Raw genomic sequence first — 16,962 nt, forward strand, 5'->3', positions numbered from 1 at the left:
ATCGACATCCGCGGGAAGCGTAACGGAGCGTCGCGTCGCCCCTATCCGAAATGACCCAACTCATGCGTCTTGACACTCGTATAGTTCCGTTCCGCTTCTCGACCCCCCTTTTCGGGGGCATGATTCGCCTGTGTTCTTGAGGGAGGGCCGAGGGTGGGTGACGCATGCCGGCACCCACCGAGCGAAGGTGGCGTGCGCCGTCACCTCCCTGTTGCTGTCCCCTCTGCTGGCCGCCTGCAGCTTCACCGGCGGTGACGGGGCCTCGGTCTTCGAGGTCGAGCCGGGGCAGTGCTTCGCCTCTCCCTCCGAGGTCAAGGCCGAGGTCAGCTCGCTCGACGAGGTCTCCTGCGCCAAGCCTCACGGCAAGGAGGCGTACGCCCGTGCCGTCTACGTGCCGGCCGACGGCGCCGACGGCAAGCCGAGTAGCGGGTTCCCCGGCAACGACGTCCTGGCCGCCTTCGCCCAGGGGGCGTGCGCGCAACGCTTCACCGACTACGTCGGCGTGAGCTACCTCGACTCCTCGCTCTTCTTCACCTATCTGGCGCCGTCGGCGCGCAGCTGGCAGGACGACGACCGTACGGTCATCTGCTTCGTCACCACCGCGGGCCGGCCCCTCACCGGCACCGTCAAGGGGAGCAAGAAGTGACAGCGCCGCGCCCGGGCGGGGGCCGGTCCTGATGGGCAAGCCGAACGTCGCCATGGGCGCGCAGCTGACCTGCAGCTGGGGCGCCGCGCCCTCCAGCCTGATCGTCCTGCAGAACCAGACGGTGCTGATCGAGAACATGCCCGCCGCCACCATCATGGAGAACGTCCCGATGGCCGGCATCCCGCCGTTCGGGATGTGCTCGAGCCTGTCGAACCCGGCCGTTGCGGGCGCTACCGCGGCCGCGCTCGGCGTCCTGACGCCGATGCCCTGCACGCCGGTCGTCCCGGCGCCGTGGACGCCCGGTTCCACCACGACCTTCATCGGCGGGAAGCCCGCACTCACCGTTCCCGCGACCTGCAACTGTGCCTTCGGTGGCGTCATCACCATCACCAGGCCGGGGACGGTGAAGACCATGACGGGCTGAGCCATCCCGGGCTCGGCCAACTCGGGAGGCCGCAGCGCCGTCGCACGTACGACCCTGCCTGCATCACCCCCACCTGAACATCCAGTCAACGGATCCATCACTGCCCTCAGGGAGCTCCTGTGCCTACCTACACCGCGCCCGGCGTCTATGTCGAGGAGGTCACCTCCTCGCAGAAGGTGCTGACCGCCGCCCCGACCGCGATCGCCGCCTTCGTCGGCTTCACCGCGACCGCCCCGACCGACGACCCGAACGACCCGCAGGGCCTGGCCCCGCGCCTGGTCACCAGCTGGAGCCAGTTCGAGGCCCTCTACGGCGGCTTCGCCGAGGGCTGCATGCTGCCGCTCTCCGTCTACGGCTACTTCGCCAACGGCGGCTCGATCGCGTACATCTGCCGCGTCCCGAACACCGAGCCTGCCGGCGCCCCGGCCACGCTCGCGCTGCCGGCCTCCGACCGAGCGCTCGGCCTGCCGGTCAAGGTCGAGAGCCTCGAGCCCGACGCCGACATCGCGCTCTCGGTCCTGACCGAGGATGCCGGCGACGACGAGGACGCCCCGGCGTCCTTCACCCTCGTCGTGCTCGAGGGCGGCGAGGCCGTGGAGAGCTTCGAGGGCCTCACCTTCTCCGCCGGCGCCTCCAACGTCGCCACCAAGGTCAACGCCACCTCGACCAAGATCAAGATCGACCTCGACCTCGCCGAGGACGCCGACACCGCCGGCCAGCTCGAGCTGGTCAAGCCGGGCGTCTACGCGCTGCAGAAGGCCGAGCCCGTCGCCGTCCCGGTGACCGGCCGCAAGTTCGCCGGGTCCGAGTCCTCGCGCAGCGGCATCGGCGGCCTCGCGGTCGCCGAGGACGTCACCATGGTGATCGTCCCCGACCTGGTCACCGCCGCCACGCGTGAGGACGGCAGCATCGACCTGGGCCTGTGGAAGGCCGTCCAGACGGCGCTGATCAGCCACTGCGAGCAGAACGGCAACCGGATGGCGGTCCTCGACGCTCCTCCGGGCATGAACCCGCAGCAGGTCAAGGAGTGGCGCTCGGAGATCGCGATGTACGACTCCGCGTACGCCGCCCTCTACTACCCGTGGATCAAGGTCGAGAACCCGACCGGGACCAACGGCGACAGCGAGATCGTGATCCCCCCGTCGGGCCACATCGCCGGCGTCTGGGCCCGTACGGACGACACCCGCGGCGTCTGGAAGGCCCCGGCCAACGACACCATCCGCGGCGTGCTCGACCTCGAGCGCAACGTCACCCAGAACGAGCAGTCCCTGCTCAACCCGATCGGGATCAACTGCATCCGCCCGTTCGGCACCCGCGGCATCCGGGTCTGGGGCGCGCGCACCCTCGCATCGGACACCGACTGGACCTACATCAACGTCCGTCGCCTGTTCAACATGATCGAGACCGCGATCCTCACCGGCACCCAGTTCGCCGTCTTCGAGCCCAACGACGTCACCCTGTGGGAGGGCGTGAAGCGGACCGTGAGCGGCTTCCTCCGTGGCCTGTGGACCGCCGGCGCCCTCTTCGGTGCCAGCGCCGACGAGGCGTTCTACGTGAAGTGCGACGCCGAGACGAACCCGCCGGAGGCGATCGACGCCGGTCTCCTCGTCGTCGAGGTCGGCATCGCGCCGGTCAAGCCGGCCGAGTTCGTCGTCTTCCGCATCAGCCAGAAGAAGCAGAGCGCCGCCTGAGCGGCGTGAGCTTCCCCCCACCAGGCATCTCAGACAGCAAGGGAGCGCACCATGCCCAACGACCTCATCAGCCAGGACCCGATCGTCGCCCAGAACTTCTACCTGGAGCTCGACGGCGTCTCGATCGTCCTCTCCAGCGTCGGCGGCCTCGACCTCGAGTTCGACATCGTCACCATCGCTCAGGCCGGCCCCAAGGGCGTCAAGCAGCAGGTCAAGACCCGCGGCTCGATCCTCAAGGTCTCCGACCTCTCGGTCACCCGGATGGCGCCGAAGGACGCGATGAACGACCCGATCTGGAAGTGGTTCCACGCGATCAACGACAAGGGCTTCATCATCGGCGACCGCACCAACAACCGTAAGAACGGCTCGGTCGTCATGTACGACTCGTCGGGCGCGGAGGTCGGTCGGTACAACTTCTTCAACGGCTGGCCGTCGAAGATCTCCACCGACCAGATGAGCTCCGACTCCAACGAGCCGGTCAAGGAGACGATCACGATCGTCATCGAGCGTCTCCAGCGGGTCAAGTGAGCCTCGCGTGACACTGCGTACGTCCTACGAGTTCACGCTTCCGCGGGGGTACGTCGACGGGAGTGGCCAGCTGCATCGTCAAGGCACGATGCGGCTGGCCACCGCCCGCGACGAGCTGGAGCCGCTGCGTGACCCGATGGTCAGCGGGCCGGACGACCCGCGGCTGACGATCCTCGTGCTGACGCGCGTGATCGAGCGGCTCGGGACCCTCGAGCTGATCACCACGCACGACATCGAGGGGCTCTTCGCCGTCGACCTGGCCTTCCTCCAGGACTTCTACGGCGTGATCAACTTCGGCAACCAGGCCGAGTACGACGCGCTGATGCGCGCCCAGGAGGAGTCCGACCTCCTCGGTGCGAGCACCCCGACGGCTCCGGTCGCCGCGGCCGGCGAGGCGTCGCCGGAGCCGGTCGACGAGGCCGGCATCGTGCCGTCCCGTACGGGTGGCGCCGGCGTGCGCAGCGCGGTCGAGCACCTCCCCAGGCGGACGCAGTAGGTCATGCTCCGCTACCCCACCGAGGCGCTGTGGCAGGAGATCGCCTTCCTCGCCTACCACCTGCACTGGTCCATGGACGACCTGCTCGACCTCGAGCACATGGACCGGGTGCGGATGGTGCGCGCCGTGGTGAACCTCAACGAGCGGGCCTGGCAGTCGGTCCGTGAGCTCGGAGCCTGAGGAGAACCGATGAGTGAGCGAAGCGAGCGAATGATCCGACACAGCGCATCCTGTGCCTCATCGGCGCACGGAGCGAAGCGAGCACGTCGATGAGCACCATCCCCGCGCCGCCGGCGTCCCAGAACCTGCTGGGCTCCGACATCCCGACGGCCAGCCGCTTCCTGTTCGAGCTCGACGGCGTCGAGATCGGCGTCTTCAGCGCCGTCTCCGGGCTGGAGATGTCGGTGGAGACGTACGAGATCGCCGAGGGCGGTCAGAACGGCTTCAGCCACAAGCTGCCCGGCCGGGTCAGCTGGCCCAACATCGTCTTCCGCCGCGGCATCACCGACAGCGACGCGCTCTTCGAGTGGATGCAGAAGAGCTCGGGCGAGGGCTTCGCCGCCGCCGGCAGCAAGCTGGTCAAGTCGACCGGCGCGGTCACCGCGATCGGGCTGGACGGCACCCGGCTGCGCTCGTGGAACCTCACCGACGTGTGGCCGGTGCGCTGGAAGGGCCCGGACTTCGACGTCAACGCCGAGGACCCGCTCCAGGAGGAGCTCGAGATCGCCCACCACGGCTTCGTCTCGGCGAAGCCGGCCGGCTGACGCCGGCCTGTGATCGCAACCCGTACTGAACCGAACGGCTGACATGACCCGCGAGCAGGACCCGCAGGACGCCACCCGGCTCGGCCGTGAGGCCGCCGGGCGGATGCGCCTGCCCGGGCCTCCCGTGGGCCGGGCCCTGCCGAGCCGGATCGGCTCGCTGGCCTCGTCGGTGGAGCGGTTCACGTCCTCGTTGTCGCGTCCGGTCGAGGTACGTCGCGCGCTGCGTGGGCCCGGGTCGCACGAGGAGTCGGTCCGTCCGCCGCGCTGGTGGACGGGGGAGACACCCGCCGGTGCGGAGCCGGCTGCGCCGGTCGCCAGGCCGGCCTGGCTCGCCGGAGCAGCGGCGCGGCGAGCCGACGTCACCCTGCCCGAGCGGAACCTGCCCCGCGCCGCCCGCGCGGTCCCGAACGACGAGAGCTACACCCCCGGCGGCATCCTCGGTGGGCTCCAGGGCCAGGTCGCTCGCGTCCGGCGCCTCGAGGAGGTCACCGCCGCCGGCCCGATGCTGACCTCTGCGGACACCTCGCGCCTCGGCGCCGCCACCGTCCGCCGCCGCGCGATCGAGGCCGCCCGCCGCCCCCTCCCACCCGCCCCGACCCCCGCGCCCCCGGTGGTCGAGGTGCGAGGAGCGCCGGCGAAGCCGGTGGTCGAGGTGCAAGAAGCGCCGGCGACGAGCCTCGAGACCCCGGGACCAGCACCGCGAGCCGCGTCGGCTCCGAGCCCTACCCCGCCGCCCGTCAGCGCGACCACGCCGTCGCCCACGCCGTCGCCCATGCCGTCGACGGGTGACGAACGCCCGGCGGTCGAGGTGCGAGGAGCGCCAGCGACGAGCCTCGAGACCCCGGGACCGGGAGGTTCCGAGGCCCGCTCCGCTCGTACCTCGACCACCGACGGCGCCGCGGACTCCGCCACGCCGCCATTCGCCGTCGACCCGGGAGACCCGGCCGAGTCTGCGTCGGAGTCGCCGAGCATCCGCCGGGCCTCGTTCCAGCTCCGTCCGGTCGCGTCCCGGCTGGCGGCCGCGCGCGCCCGCCGCGACGGTGCCGAGCTCTCGGTCGGCGCGTCCGACGCCGCAGGCTCCGGCCGGGGAGTGACGCTCGCCGAGCGTCCCGGCGCGCACCGATGGAGCGAGGCCCGCCACCATCAGGCCGCCGGCCTGCGCGGCGAGGACCGCGTCCTGCGCCGCTCGGTCGGAGCGGCCGAGAGCGTCCGTACGGCCACCGCGACGCTCCTCGCCGACCAGCAGCCCGGCGCCGGCCCGTCCGCCGCCCGCCCCACCCGCCGCGCCTCCTGGGCAGAGACGTCCGCCGTCGTCCGCCGCCGCGCCCTCGAGCGCGAGCAGGAACAGGCTGCATCCAGCGCCGACGCCGTCGAGATGCGAGCGCTCCGAGCCTCGAACCCCCAAGGCTCGGAGGCTTCGAGGCTCGCAGGCTCGCCCCTCAGTGCAAGCGAAAGCGCTCCTCGCACCTCGACCACCGCCACCAACCCGAGCGTCCCCGCCACCCTCGCGAAAGCGGGCGACGCAACGGCACCGTCCCCTACCCGATCGGCGGGTGACGAACGGACGGCGCCGGAAGAGGCGCTGCGTAAGCAACCCGCCGGACGCAGTGCCATCGAAGCAGGGGCGCTGCGCGGGGCGACGCCTGCCGCGACGGTGTCAGCCGGGCGGCGCCCGGGTGGCAGTCGCGGGGAGGAGACGGCGACGCTGCGTCGGACCTCGTCCGGAGCCCTCTCCCTGAGCGCGCAGCGATCCCTCACCCCCGCCCTCGGCCTCGCCATGCCCGACCTGCTGTCCCTGAGCCCCCGCCGGGGCCGCGCGGCTGACAGCGGCAGTGGGCTGCCCAGCAGCTTCGGCGACTCCGAGCAGATCCGTCCGGCGACCGGCAACCTCGCCGGGGCACTCCCCGGCGCCAGCCCGCGTACGGTCGACGCGCACGGCAACGCCGCCACCCTCCGCCGCCGGGCGACCGCGGCGCCCACCCGCACCAGCCCCGGCCTCACCCTCCGCACCCCGACCCTCACCCAGCCGGTCCTCCTCCCCGCCTCGGAGCCACAGGGCCCGGAGGTCTCGCGGCTCGTCACTTCGAGGCTCGCAGGCTCGCGCCTCGATACCGGCGCTGGCGCTCCTCGCACCTCGACCTCCGAGGGCGCCCCGGAGGTCTCGCGGTTCGTCACTTCGAGGCTCGCAGGCTCGCGCCTCGATACCGGCGCTGGCGCTCCTCGCACCTCGACCACCGGGCCCGCCGTGATCCACCGCCTCGCGGCCGATGCGACCGCTGCCCCCGCCACGCCCCTGACACCCACCAGCTCCGACGCCGCAGCCCTCCGCGCTTTCCTGCACGGCACCGCGCGCGCCACCACCCCCGCAGCAAGCGGATCGGACGTGGCGGCCGTCGCTCGCCGGACGCCTGCCTCGACGGTGTCGCTCGGGCGCAGCCCGGGAGGCGCCCCCGAGCCGACAGATCCGATCCGGCGCAGCGCAGCCGCCCCCGACCCGAGGAGGGAGGACCCCTTGACCCACTCGATCCCCGAAGGCCGTCCCCGTCCCCCGGCCCTCCCCATCGGCCCCTCCGCCGGCCCGAACAGCCCCGGCCCGAACAGCCCCGGCCCGAACGGCTCCGGAGAGTCGGCCGACGTCACGATCCGTCGCTCCTCGTGGACCCGAGGCTCGCGTCCGGCGACGCCGGGCGGCTCGCTCGTCGCCCAGACGGCGCACCTCTTCGAGGCCAAGGCCGCCGAGGCGGCGGCCACCCGCTCCCGCGGCGCGGCCGCCCCGGGCACCGCCGGCGCAGCCGTCGCGGCTCCGGGTGCGCCCGCCGACGGTGCCCTCACCGCGCCGCCCAGCGGCGCCCGTCCCGGCGGACCGGCCGTACCGGCGTCCGCCTCCCTCGACCCGCAGCAGCTCGACTCGGTGATCGCCGCGGTCGTGCAGCGGATCGAGCAGCGTGTCATCGACGAGCTCGAGCGGCGCGGTCGTCGCAACGGAAGGGGAGGTTTCTGATGGCGCTCGCCAAGGCGTACCTGCAGATCGAGGGCGGCCAGCAGATCCCGTGCCTCTACAACCCCGAGACGCTGTCGATCAGCCGCAGCAATAGCTGGGAAGCGCCCTCGATGCCCGGCATGGGCGTGCGGAAGGCGCAGTTCAACGGCTCCGAGTCGGCCTCGATGTCGCTGGAGCTCAAGTTCGACACGACCACCGAGGGCGTGCCGGTCACCAACTACACCGGCAAGATCCTGGCGTTGATGGACCCGGACCCGACCCTGGCCGGATCCGACGAGGCCAGCAGCAACGCCCGCCCGCGGACGGTGACGTTCGGGTGGGGCAACCTGCAGAGCTTCGAGTCGGTGATCACCCAGCTCAGCCTGACGTTCACCTACTTCTCGGAGAGCGGCACTCCGCTGCGCGCGGACATGAGCCTGGACCTGATGCAGTACCAGCAGTCCGACGCCTTCGGCCCGCAGAACCCGACCTCGGGCACGCCCCGCCCGCACCGTGTCCACCGGGTCCAGCCGGGCGAGACGCTCGACCGGATCAGCGCCCGCTACTACGGCGACGCCACCAAGTGGCGCACCCTCGCCTCGGCGAACAGCCTCGAGGACCCGCTGGCCGTACGGCCGGGAACGGTGCTCTCCATCCCGCGACTGGGCGACCGATGAGCGACGACAGCCTCCTCCTCGTCCCCGTCATCAAGGTCGGCGGGCAGGAGCTCCCGGCGATTCACTACCTGCTCAGCCTCACCGTCGACCTGCAGCTCGGCCTGGTCGGGCGGGCGACGCTGCGCTTCCATGACACCGGCCCGGACTTCCCCTCCACGGCCGCGTTCGGCCTCGAGGCGGAGGTCGAGATCAGCGGGCCGCCCGGCTCGGGCATCGGGCTGATCTTCGCCGGCACCGTGGTCGGCGCCGCCCTGGAGTGGAGCGAGACCCAACCCACGCTGGTCGTCACGGTCGACGACGCCGCGCACAAGCTGGCCCACGGCACCACCACGAAGACCTACCTCAACGGCACCATGAGCGACGCCGTCCAGACGCTCGCGAGTGCCCGCGGCCTGCAGGTCCAGAGCGCCTCCGCCGAGTCCGCCGCGCACCCGTACCTGCTGCAGTCCGGCACCGACCTGGACTTCCTCAACGAGATCTGCGCGCGCACCGGGCGGGTCTGGTGGATCGACGGGAAGAGCACCCTGCGCTTCGAGAAGGCCGGCTTCTCGGAGGGTGGCGGCACCACCGTCACCTACGGCGAGAACGTCATCGCCTTCTCGGTGAAGGCGACCAGCCTGCGCCCGGACAAGGTCCAGGTCGTCGGCTGGGACCCCGCCCAGCAGGCGGCGATCGTGGCGAACTCGGCGTCGCCGGCGCACACGCCGGACGCCGATCTCGTCAGCCCGTTCCTCGCGGATCTGGGCGACGGCGCGAAGACGCTCGTCGTACGCGACGCCGCGCCGCTGGACGCGGAGGAGGCGACGGCGATGGCCTCCGCGATCCTCGCCACGGCCGCCTCCGACGGTGTCGTCGCCCGCGGCACCGTCGACTTCAACCCCGCGATCGCGCTCTCGACCACCGTCGAGGTGGCCCAGGCCGGGCCGAGCTCGGGGAAGTACCTCGTCACCGGCGTCGAGCACGACTTCCGCGACGGCATGTCCCAGACGACGTTCGTCGCGGGACCGCACCGACCGCGTCACCTGGTCGACGTCCTCAACACGGCCAGCGCGCTCACCGGCTTCAGCCTGCCGGGTGTGGTCACCGGCGTGGTCACCAACGCTGACGACCCGGACAACGCCGGCCGGGTCAAGGTGAAGTACGCCAACCAGGGCACGGCCGTGGAGTCGCCGTGGGCGCGGGTCGTCACGCTCGGCGCCGGCAAGGGCCGCGGTCTGGAGTTCCAGCCGGAGGTGAACGACGAGGTGCTGATCACCTTCGAGCAGGGCGATACCCGCCGCCCGCTCGTCCTCGGCGGTCTGTTCAGCACGAAGAACACCCTGCCGGCCTCGCCCACCGCGGGCAACGTCGAGAAGGGTGCCGTCACGTTCCGCCGGATCACCTCCCGGCTCGGTCACGTGATCGAGCTGGCCGACGGCGATCAGGACCCGAACAAGCACGTGCTCGTCAAGCTCGCCGGCGGCGAGGGCCACCTGCGGATCGGCGCAGACAAGACCGAGCTCTCGGTCGACAACAAGGAGCTCACCATCACCAACGGCGCCGCCAAGATCGTCCTCACCGATACGGGCGACATCAAGATCAAGGGCAAGAGCATCTCGTTCGAGGTGGACACCGACATCACGATGAAGGCCCAGTCCAAGATCTCCGCCGAGGGCCAGGTCACGGTGGAGCTGAAGGCCGCGACGGTGAAGCTCGACAGCAAGGCGCAGACGACGGTGCAGAGCGCCGGCATCACGGCGGTCAAGGGCAATGCGGTGATGATCAATTGAGCAACCCGGCCCACGAGAGCGGCCTGCCCGCGCGGGTCACCGCCTCGACTGATCCGCGGGTTCCTACGGGCACCGATCCGTCCTTCCTCGGCAGTGGTCTGGCCTGGCCGCTCGGCGTGGATCACACTGGCTCGATCCGACTCTCCGACCCGGTCGCCGACCTGGACCGCTCCATCGAGCTGGTGCTGATGACGGCGCCGGGGGAGCGGCTGATGCGCCCCCAGTTCGGCTGCCGGATCTGGGACCTGCTGTTCGAGCCCGTCACGCCCAACCTGCTGGGCCAGATCGCGGTGGCCGTACGCCAGGCGGTCGCCCAGTGGGAGCCGCGCGTCGAGGTCGACGAGGTCGTCCCGGTCCCCGACGAGGACAACCACGCGCTGATCAGGATCGCCATCGGCTATCGGATCCGCGCGACCAACGACCGGCGCAACCTGGTCTACCCGTTCTACCTGATCCCCCACGACAGCGAAGAGTGAGCCGATGCCTCTCCCGACTCCCGGTCTCGACGACCGGACCTTTCAGAGCATCGTCGACGAGGCGAAGCGGCTGATCCCGCGCTACGCCCCGGAGTGGACCAACCACAACGTCTCCGACCCCGGCGTCGCGCTGATCGAGCTGTTCGCCTGGATGAGCGAGATGGTGCTCTACCGGGTCAACCAGGTGCCCGAGCGGCTCTACACGCACTTCCTCAACATGGTCGGCATCGAGCCGTTCCCGCCGTCGGTCGCCCGGGCGGACCTGACGTTCTGGCTCTCCGCCGTCCTCGACGCCCCGGTCGTCGTCCCGGCGAACACCCAGGTGATGACGGCGGCCGGTGCCGGCAGCGGCGCCGCGGACGCGGTCGTCTTCAGCACCGCCCAGGAGCTGGTCATCGCCCCGCCCGTCCTCCAGGGCGCCCAGACCGTCCAGGTCGACAGCGGGCGTACGGACGACGTGTGGGAGGACCTGCGCTTCGGCACGGAGGGCGTACGCGCCTTCGCCTCGCCCGAGCTCAGCCCGGGCGACGCGCTCTGCCTCGGGTTCCGCGACAGCCTCGCCGGGATGGTGATCCGGCTGGTCGTGGAGGCCCAGGCCGAGGGCATCGGCGTCGACCCCAACCGACCGCCGCTGGCCTGGGAGGTCTGGAACGGCGAGGGCTGGATCGCCTGCGCGGTGCATCAGGACTCCACCGGCGGCCTCAACCGGGCCGGCGAGATCGTCCTGCTCGTCCCCGTCGAGCACGTCCCGTCCACGGTCGGCAACCAGTCCGGGTACTGGCTGCGCGCGCGGCTGCTGCACCCGTTGCCGGGCCAGCCGACGTACCGTGCGTCGCCGCGCGTGCGCGGCCTGAGCGTCGAGGCGCTCGGCGGCACCGTGGTGGCCGAGCACGCCGAGCAGCTCCCGTCCGAGGTGATCGGTCGCAGCGACGGCACGCCGGGCCAGAGCTTCCGGGTCGCGCGCACCCCCGTGCTGCCGCGTCGCGTCGGCGAGCACGTGCTGCTGCGCGACGGCGACCAGGAGACGATCTGGCGCGAGGTCGAGGACTTCTCGCTGGCCGGACCCGACGACCAGGTGTACGTGTGGGACGGCGGCTCGGGCATCGTCCGGTTCGGTCCGAAGGTGCGTTACGCCGACGGCACCGTCCGCCAGCACGGTGCGATCCCGCGCGACGGCGCCCGCATCGAGGTCAGCGGCTACCGACACGGCGGTGGCACCCGCGGCAACGTCGGTGCCCGCACCCTGACCCTGCTGCGCACGACCGTCCCGTTCGTCAACAGCGTCTCCAACCTCAACCGCGCCACCGGCGGCGTCGACGCCGAGACGGTGGAGGAGGCGAAGGAGCGCGGCCCGCTCACCCTGCGCACGGGGCAGCGCGCCGTCACCGTCGGTGACTTCGAGCGGCTCACCCGCGAGGCCTCGCCCGAGGTCGCCCGGGCACGTTGCCAGGCGGCCTCCGCCGACAACGCGCACGTCCAGCTCCTGGTCGTCCCGCAGGTCCGCCGCGACGTCGCCGAGCACCACCTCGACGACTATGCGATCTCGCCGGCGCTGATGGAGGCGATCACCGGCCACCTGGACGAGCACCGCGTCGTCGGCACCGCGATCGAGGTCGGCACGCCGTTCTACCAGGGCGTCTCGGTGGTGGCTCTCGTCCACGGCGACCCCGGCCGGCCGCCGGCCCTGGTCCAGCAGCGGGCCGTGGACGCGCTCGCGCGCTACCTCAACCCGCTGGTCGGCGGCGCCGACGGCACCGGCTGGCCGTTCGACGCCGACGTCAACGCCGCCACCCTCACACAGCTGCTGGAGTCGGTCGAGGGCGTCAGCAGGGTCGAGGAGGTACTGCTCTACGAGTACGACCTCCGTACCGGGCGCCGGCTCGGCGCCGCCAAGGACGTCATCCGTCTCGACCGGCAGTCGCTGTTCCTCTCCGCCGCCCACCGGGTGGTCGTCCGGTGACGCTCGCACCCCTCGTGCCGCGCCAGCCCAGCGGGCAGCTGCGGCCGCGTCGTGACCCGGACTGGATGGTGCACCAGCTGCCGGTCCAGATGGTCGCGCACGACTTCTTCCGGCGCTTCGTCTCGATCTTCCAGGAGCTCGGCACCACCCTGCTGGAGGACGCCGACAACATCGATCACATCCTCGACGTCACGGTCGCGCCGCCGGAGCTGGTCCGCTGGCTCGGGTCCTGGATCTCCGCGGCCCCGATCGACGCCGAGCTGCCCGAGGAGCTGCAGCGCCGGATGGTGCAGTCGGCCGCGCGCACCCTGACCTGGCGCGGCACCGCCCGCGGTCTGCGCGAGTTCCTGGAGCTGCTGAGCGGCGGGCCGGCAGAGGTCGAGGACGGCGGCGGGATCTGGCGTAGCGGCGAGGCCCCGGCCGATGCGAGCTGGGTGCGGTTGCGGGTCGCCTCCACCGGCCAGCTCGCGGTCGCGGAGTTCGTCGAGCGGATCCGCGACGAGGTCCCGGCACACGCCCGGGCCGAGCTCTACGTGGCCGACCAGATGGTCTGGCGGTCCGGACAGGACGACGGCCCGCGCGGGTCGACGTACGGGAGGAAGGCATGAGCGAGCAGCAGATGGACAGGATCGCGGTCGTCTGTCCCGAGTGCGGTGCGGCGGCGGAGGTCGCGCTCAACCGGCGTGACGCCCAGGACTTCTGTGCCCAGTGCGACTTCCCGTTGTTCTGGACGCCCGCGGAGGTGATCCGCGACGGCGGCGTGGGCAGCGGGGAGAACCTGCGCCGGTTCCCGGGTACGGCGGGCCGGGTGACGGTCGCCGCCGTACCGTGTCCGACCTGTGTCGAGGCCAATCCGGTGGGCGCCGAGACGTGTCTGCGCTGCGGTGGGCCGATGGTGCTGCCGGTGCCCGAGCCCGCCACCGTCGTCGTCCCGGTGGTGCCGGCGACCGAGCCCGAGCCGGTCCCGCAGAAGGGCGGGATCGATTGGTACTGGTGGGTGGTCGGAATCGCCACGATTGTCGCGCTGGTCGCATTGATTGTTGTCGTCGTGGTGCGTTGAGCAGAACGTTGTCGCGGTTGGTCAAGAATTCCTATTGACGGGGGTTTCCAATCGGCGCGGTATTGGTAGTGTCCTGTCAGCAACAGGTGCAAGTTCCAAGTGGTATGACGCCCGCGGAGTTTGTGAGCCAACGGCGTTTCTGTTCTGTGGCCCGGGATTACCTTGGGGCCCCACAGGTCGGAGCGACGTGTCACCGCACGTGTTGTGGGGCCGTCGAAATCGGCGGCCTCTCGCCCCGACAGTAGGAGAACAGAGCAATGGCTCAGGGCACCGTCAAGTGGTTCAACGCCGAGAAGGGCTTCGGCTTCATCGCCCAGCAGGACGGCGGCGACGACGTCTTCGTGCACTACTCGGCTATCCAGACCAACGGCTACAAGTCGCTCGACGAGAACCAGCAGGTCGAGTTCGACGTCACCCAGGGCCCGAAGGGCCCGCAGGCGGAGAACGTCCGCCCTCTGTGATTTCAGTTTCTGACTGAGCAGAACCCAGCGAAGCCCCGGCCCACCGGCCGGGGCTTCGTGCCGTTACCGGCCGGTCCGACTTTTGTTTGGGCGTAGTCTGGAGAGGGTATGGGAGCGCCGGACGGCAGCAGCAGGGAGGCTGCTGCGGCCGGTGATGAGGAGGACCAGGTGCACGATCAGTTCGACATCGAGCTGGAGGACGCCGAGCTCCTGGGCGAGGTCGAGATGACGACCAACCTCATCATCGCGGCCAGCGAGGCGGAGGAGCACCTGAGTCCCGACCAGATCGACGCGATCCTCGGAGTCGATCCGCCGGCGCACGACGGGCCCGCGCACTGACGCGACTCCGGCGGCGGATCGACCGTCAGCCGAAGTCGACCTCGACCTCGGCGCGTGCCACGAACGCCGGGAAGACGTCCAGGTCGATCTCGCCGACGCAGATCGTCTCGAGGTAGTCGCCGTAGTGCTGCTGCTGGTAGTCGAGGACGCCCATCAGCTGCACCAGCACCTCGGGGCTGAGGTCGCGGTCGAGCAGCATCGAGTAGCGCAGCGAGACCTCGCCGGCGTCGCTCACGGCGAGGTGGCCGAGCAGCAGGTAGCGCGTCACCACCTCGGCGGCGAGCCGTATGTCCGCGATCGACTCCGCCGGCGCGGTGAACTCGTACACCAGCGAGAAGGTCAGTGCCGAGGCGGAGGACGCGGAGCCCTCCTGCAGGGTGACCAGCCGCAGCCGCATCGCGCGGGTCGCGGGCGGCACGTCGCCGGAGACCTGGATCTCCAGCCCGTCCTCGCCGTACGGGACCGGCTGGTAGCCGATCGCCTCGAGGGCGCTGCTCAGCCCCTGGAGCCCGTCCAGCTCGGGCTGCTTGCCGCGGCCCCTCATCGCTTCTTCAGGGCGCTGACCCACTCCGCGTAGAGCTCCTGCGGCTTCGCGTGCAGCTCGGAGAGCTTGCGCGGCCGGATGCCGGAGGCCCCGACGCGCTCCTCCACCTTCTTCTGGGCCGCGGCCTTGGCCGCCTTCTGCGGGGCATCCGCCTCGGGCAGGGCGTTCGCCTTGCCGATGTCGGCGGCCATCGAGACGATCATCCGGTCGTACGTGGCCGCCTTGCCGGCGCTGGTCTTCTCGTCGTTCATCTCGAACCGGGTGCCCTTCGAGGCGTCGGTGAAGGCGTCGCGGACCGCCTGCTTCCCGATCCGGAGCAGGGTCATCAGGCCCTTGGCGCCCGCGCTGCCCGCCTTGAGCCCGCCGCCGACCGCGGCGCCGACCCCGGAGAGGGTGGCGATGTCGCCGGCGATGGCGGGCAGGGTGGTGGCGATGTTCGCGACGCCGCGGTTGATCCGCTTGGCCGAGACGTGCTGGAGGCCCTTGCTGACCTTGTAGTCGTCGGCCTCCTCGATGTCGGTCGCGACCGAGGACGCATGCTTCTTGACGTAGTCGGCGGCCGCCTTGCCGGAGCGGTGGCCGAACATGGTCTCCTGGGCGCCGTACTTCTCCTGTGCCAGCCGCTTGGCCTCGTCCTCCGGCTTGCCCTGGCCCTTGAGCTCCTCGGTGTAGAGGGCGACGGCCTTCTCCTGGATCTTGGACTTGGTGCCGCGCTTCTGGTCCTGCATCTCCGAGTACGACACGTACGCATAGCCGATGTTGACGCCGTTGAGGATCGCGTCCATCACGTTCATCGCGATGCCGATGCCCGGGGCCGCGTGCAGCAGTTGGCTGGTCATCGTGCCGGCCTTGTGGAAGATGCCGTTGATGATGTCGACGACGCCCTTGGCGGCCTCCAGGGAGGTCTTGAGGATGACGCCGGTCCGCTCGACCTTCTCCTTGTCATCCATGTCGTCGGCCTTGCGGATGATCTGGACGATGTCCTTGATCAGCTTGAAGCCGGCCTTGAACGCGTTGATGGAGCCGGCGACCGACTCCATGATCCCGGCGGCCGCCGTCTCGGCGGCGGACGCGTTGCCGCCGTTCTCGAGGGCGTTCTTGCCCTTCGAGACGGCGCCCGCGGCGTTCGTCAGGTTGCCGGCCGACGATGCGACCCCGATCAGCGCCTCGGCCTTCTCGGTCTTCTTGCCACCGTCGATGAAGACCTTGACCGCGTTGGCGCCGTCGGCGATGAGGCCGAACGCGGCGAACGCAGTGCCGGCCTCGGCGAGCTGGAGCTCGCCCTTGGTGTCGGTGAAACGGCTGCCGTGGCCCAGCTTGGCGCTCTCGTAGTCGCCCTCGTACCCCTGGGCGACGTTGAGCCCGTCGTTGACGTCACCGCCGCCACCCTTCACGACCTCGCCGACCTTGCCGAAGCCCTCCAGACCCTCGCTGGTCTTGTTCGCGGCGCCGGCTGTGGGCGCGGAGACGGTCGTGATCGCGTCCAGCGTCTCCTTGCCCTTCTTGCCGCGGCCGAAGAGCCGGTGCACGGAGCCAGCGGGCTGCTGGGTGTGGGCGAGCTCGTGGGCGAGCGTGTGCTGTCCCTCGGCGGAGTCGAGGGAGGGCATCGACCTTCCGAGGAAGATGTCGCGGCCGACGGTGAAGGCGTGGGCGCCGACCTTCGCGTTGAGGTCGGCGGCCTCCGGCCCGCTGTGCACTCGGACGCCGCCGAAGCTGGCGCCGCCGAAGGCCGACTCCATGGAGCGGCGCAGCGAGGCGGGCAACGGCGCGCCACCGCCGCGGGCGCCCTGGATCCGCTCGGCGGTGTCGGCATCGGTGGCGCCGCCGTCGTGGCCGACCGCGCCGGCCCGCGTCGGGGCGACGCCGAAGCCACCCGCGGCACCGAGCTGGCCGCCCTCGGCGAGCCGGCGGACCGCGGCGTCGGCCGCGCGGTCCGCGGCGACCTCGTAGGCGTCGTCGGCGGCCCCGACATCGAGACCGACATCGAGACCGGCCTCGAAACCAGGGGCGGGAACCGCTGCCTCGGAGGCGTGCTCGTACGCGTGGCCGTGTTCGTGCTCGTCCTTGTGGCGCGGTCGTGCCGTCGTCGAACCCATGGCGTTTCCCCTCCCCGGGAGGTGTGCGCGCCTCCCTCGGCGCACGACACC

18 protein-coding genes are annotated in these 16,962 nt (G+C 71.2%); 16 read left to right on the forward strand and 2 right to left on the reverse strand.

Features of this window, described 5'->3' with window-relative positions:
* Positions 1 to 130 precede the first annotated feature (130 nt).
* The 16 genes from ACZ5L9_RS08695 (at position 131) to ACZ5L9_RS08770 (ending at position 14,271) form a co-directional block, all read left to right on the forward strand.
* Positions 131 to 646: a septum formation family protein gene (locus ACZ5L9_RS08695; RefSeq protein ID WP_464536202.1), complete on the forward strand. Its 516-nt coding sequence runs from the start codon at positions 131 to 133 to the stop codon at positions 644 to 646.
* Positions 647 to 677: 31 nt separating this feature from the next.
* Positions 678 to 1,070 carry a DUF4280 domain-containing protein gene (locus ACZ5L9_RS08700; protein WP_464536204.1) on the forward strand — a complete coding sequence of 131 codons (393 nt, stop codon included), beginning with the start codon at positions 678 to 680 and terminating at the stop codon, positions 1,068 to 1,070.
* A 119-nt stretch (positions 1,071 to 1,189) separates the two neighbouring features.
* Positions 1,190 to 2,761 (forward strand): phage tail sheath family protein, encoded by a 1,572-nt coding sequence (locus tag ACZ5L9_RS08705; protein WP_464536206.1) that lies wholly within the window; start codon positions 1,190 to 1,192, stop codon positions 2,759 to 2,761.
* Positions 2,762 to 2,812: 51 nt separating this feature from the next.
* Positions 2,813 to 3,289 (forward strand): phage tail protein, encoded by a 477-nt coding sequence (locus ACZ5L9_RS08710; RefSeq protein ID WP_464536208.1) that lies wholly within the window; start codon positions 2,813 to 2,815, stop codon positions 3,287 to 3,289.
* 7 nt (positions 3,290 to 3,296) lie between these two features.
* Positions 3,297 to 3,785: a hypothetical protein gene (locus ACZ5L9_RS08715; protein ID WP_464536210.1), complete on the forward strand. Its 489-nt coding sequence runs from the start codon at positions 3,297 to 3,299 to the stop codon at positions 3,783 to 3,785.
* A gap of 3 nt (positions 3,786 to 3,788) precedes the next feature.
* Positions 3,789 to 3,965 carry a DUF6760 family protein gene (locus ACZ5L9_RS08720; RefSeq protein ID WP_464536212.1) on the forward strand — a complete coding sequence of 59 codons (177 nt, stop codon included), beginning with the start codon at positions 3,789 to 3,791 and terminating at the stop codon, positions 3,963 to 3,965.
* Between the two features lie 89 nt (positions 3,966 to 4,054).
* The gene (locus tag ACZ5L9_RS08725) at positions 4,055 to 4,549 is read left to right on the forward strand and encodes a phage tail protein (RefSeq protein WP_464536214.1); all 495 of its coding nucleotides are present in this window, start codon (positions 4,055 to 4,057) and stop codon (positions 4,547 to 4,549) included.
* Positions 4,550 to 4,592: 43 nt separating this feature from the next.
* Complete coding sequence (locus ACZ5L9_RS08730) at positions 4,593 to 7,550, forward strand: hypothetical protein (RefSeq protein WP_464536216.1); 2,958 nt, start codon at positions 4,593 to 4,595, stop codon at positions 7,548 to 7,550.
* Positions 7,550 to 8,206, forward strand: a complete 657-nt coding sequence (locus tag ACZ5L9_RS08735; protein WP_464536218.1) for a CIS tube protein — start codon at positions 7,550 to 7,552, stop codon at positions 8,204 to 8,206. The genes ACZ5L9_RS08730 and ACZ5L9_RS08735 overlap by 1 nt, the downstream gene beginning before the upstream one ends.
* Positions 8,203 to 9,975, forward strand: a complete 1,773-nt coding sequence (locus ACZ5L9_RS08740; protein ID WP_464536220.1) for a phage baseplate assembly protein V — start codon at positions 8,203 to 8,205, stop codon at positions 9,973 to 9,975. The genes ACZ5L9_RS08735 and ACZ5L9_RS08740 overlap by 4 nt, the downstream gene beginning before the upstream one ends.
* On the forward strand, positions 9,972 to 10,451 hold the full coding sequence (locus tag ACZ5L9_RS08745) for a GPW/gp25 family protein (RefSeq protein ID WP_464536223.1): 480 nt from the start codon (positions 9,972 to 9,974) through the stop codon (positions 10,449 to 10,451). Before ACZ5L9_RS08740 ends, ACZ5L9_RS08745 begins: the two co-directional genes overlap by 4 nt.
* Before the next feature lie 4 nt (positions 10,452 to 10,455).
* A complete protein-coding gene (locus ACZ5L9_RS08750) occupies positions 10,456 to 12,411 on the forward strand; it encodes a putative baseplate assembly protein (RefSeq protein WP_464536225.1) in 1,956 nt (651 codons plus the stop codon).
* Positions 12,408 to 13,019 carry a phage tail protein gene (locus tag ACZ5L9_RS08755; RefSeq protein WP_464536227.1) on the forward strand — a complete coding sequence of 204 codons (612 nt, stop codon included), beginning with the start codon at positions 12,408 to 12,410 and terminating at the stop codon, positions 13,017 to 13,019. The genes ACZ5L9_RS08750 and ACZ5L9_RS08755 overlap by 4 nt, the downstream gene beginning before the upstream one ends.
* Positions 13,016 to 13,471, forward strand: coding sequence for a hypothetical protein (locus tag ACZ5L9_RS08760; protein ID WP_464536229.1), 456 nt, complete (start codon positions 13,016 to 13,018; stop codon positions 13,469 to 13,471). The genes ACZ5L9_RS08755 and ACZ5L9_RS08760 overlap by 4 nt, the downstream gene beginning before the upstream one ends.
* A gap of 257 nt (positions 13,472 to 13,728) precedes the next feature.
* Positions 13,729 to 13,932 carry a cold-shock protein gene (locus ACZ5L9_RS08765; RefSeq protein ID WP_464536231.1) on the forward strand — a complete coding sequence of 68 codons (204 nt, stop codon included), beginning with the start codon at positions 13,729 to 13,731 and terminating at the stop codon, positions 13,930 to 13,932.
* Positions 13,933 to 14,100: 168 nt separating this feature from the next.
* A complete protein-coding gene (locus tag ACZ5L9_RS08770) occupies positions 14,101 to 14,271 on the forward strand; it encodes a hypothetical protein (protein ID WP_464536233.1) in 171 nt (56 codons plus the stop codon).
* 25 nt (positions 14,272 to 14,296) lie between these two features.
* Here ACZ5L9_RS08770 and ACZ5L9_RS08775 read toward each other — a convergent pair whose 3' ends face one another.
* The gene (locus tag ACZ5L9_RS08775; protein WP_464536235.1) at positions 14,297 to 14,815 is read right to left on the reverse strand and encodes a hypothetical protein; all 519 of its coding nucleotides are present in this window, start codon (positions 14,813 to 14,815) and stop codon (positions 14,297 to 14,299) included.
* Positions 14,812 to 16,911, reverse strand: a complete 2,100-nt coding sequence (locus ACZ5L9_RS08780) for an eCIS core domain-containing protein (protein ID WP_464536237.1) — start codon at positions 16,909 to 16,911, stop codon at positions 14,812 to 14,814. The genes ACZ5L9_RS08775 and ACZ5L9_RS08780 overlap by 4 nt, the downstream gene beginning before the upstream one ends.
* Positions 16,912 to 16,962 lie beyond the last annotated feature (51 nt).

The organism is Nocardioides sp. JCM 18998 (assembly GCF_055391535.1).

Bases quoted from the DNA above. Each gene is read 5' to 3' on its own strand.
- ACZ5L9_RS08720 (WP_464536212.1), top strand. From the start codon at position 3,789: ATGCTCCGCTACCCCACCGAGGCGCTGTGGCAGGAGATCGCCTTCCTC.
- ACZ5L9_RS08725 (WP_464536214.1), top strand. From the start codon at position 4,055: ATGAGCACCATCCCCGCGCCGCCGGCGTCCCAGAACCTGCTGGGCTCC.
- ACZ5L9_RS08730 (WP_464536216.1), top strand. From the start codon at position 4,593: ATGACCCGCGAGCAGGACCCGCAGGACGCCACCCGGCTCGGCCGTGAG.
- ACZ5L9_RS08735 (WP_464536218.1), top strand. From the start codon at position 7,550: ATGGCGCTCGCCAAGGCGTACCTGCAGATCGAGGGCGGCCAGCAGATC.
- ACZ5L9_RS08750 (WP_464536225.1), top strand. From the start codon at position 10,456: ATGCCTCTCCCGACTCCCGGTCTCGACGACCGGACCTTTCAGAGCATC.
- ACZ5L9_RS08700 (WP_464536204.1), top strand. From the start codon at position 678: ATGGGCAAGCCGAACGTCGCCATGGGCGCGCAGCTGACCTGCAGCTGG.
- ACZ5L9_RS08765 (WP_464536231.1), top strand. From the start codon at position 13,729: ATGGCTCAGGGCACCGTCAAGTGGTTCAACGCCGAGAAGGGCTTCGGC.
- ACZ5L9_RS08740 (WP_464536220.1), top strand. From the start codon at position 8,203: ATGAGCGACGACAGCCTCCTCCTCGTCCCCGTCATCAAGGTCGGCGGG.
- ACZ5L9_RS08775 (WP_464536235.1), bottom strand. From the start codon at position 14,815: ATGAGGGGCCGCGGCAAGCAGCCCGAGCTGGACGGGCTCCAGGGGCTG.
- ACZ5L9_RS08780 (WP_464536237.1), bottom strand. From the start codon at position 16,911: ATGGGTTCGACGACGGCACGACCGCGCCACAAGGACGAGCACGAACAC.
- ACZ5L9_RS08710 (WP_464536208.1), top strand. From the start codon at position 2,813: ATGCCCAACGACCTCATCAGCCAGGACCCGATCGTCGCCCAGAACTTC.
- ACZ5L9_RS08760 (WP_464536229.1), top strand. From the start codon at position 13,016: ATGAGCGAGCAGCAGATGGACAGGATCGCGGTCGTCTGTCCCGAGTGC.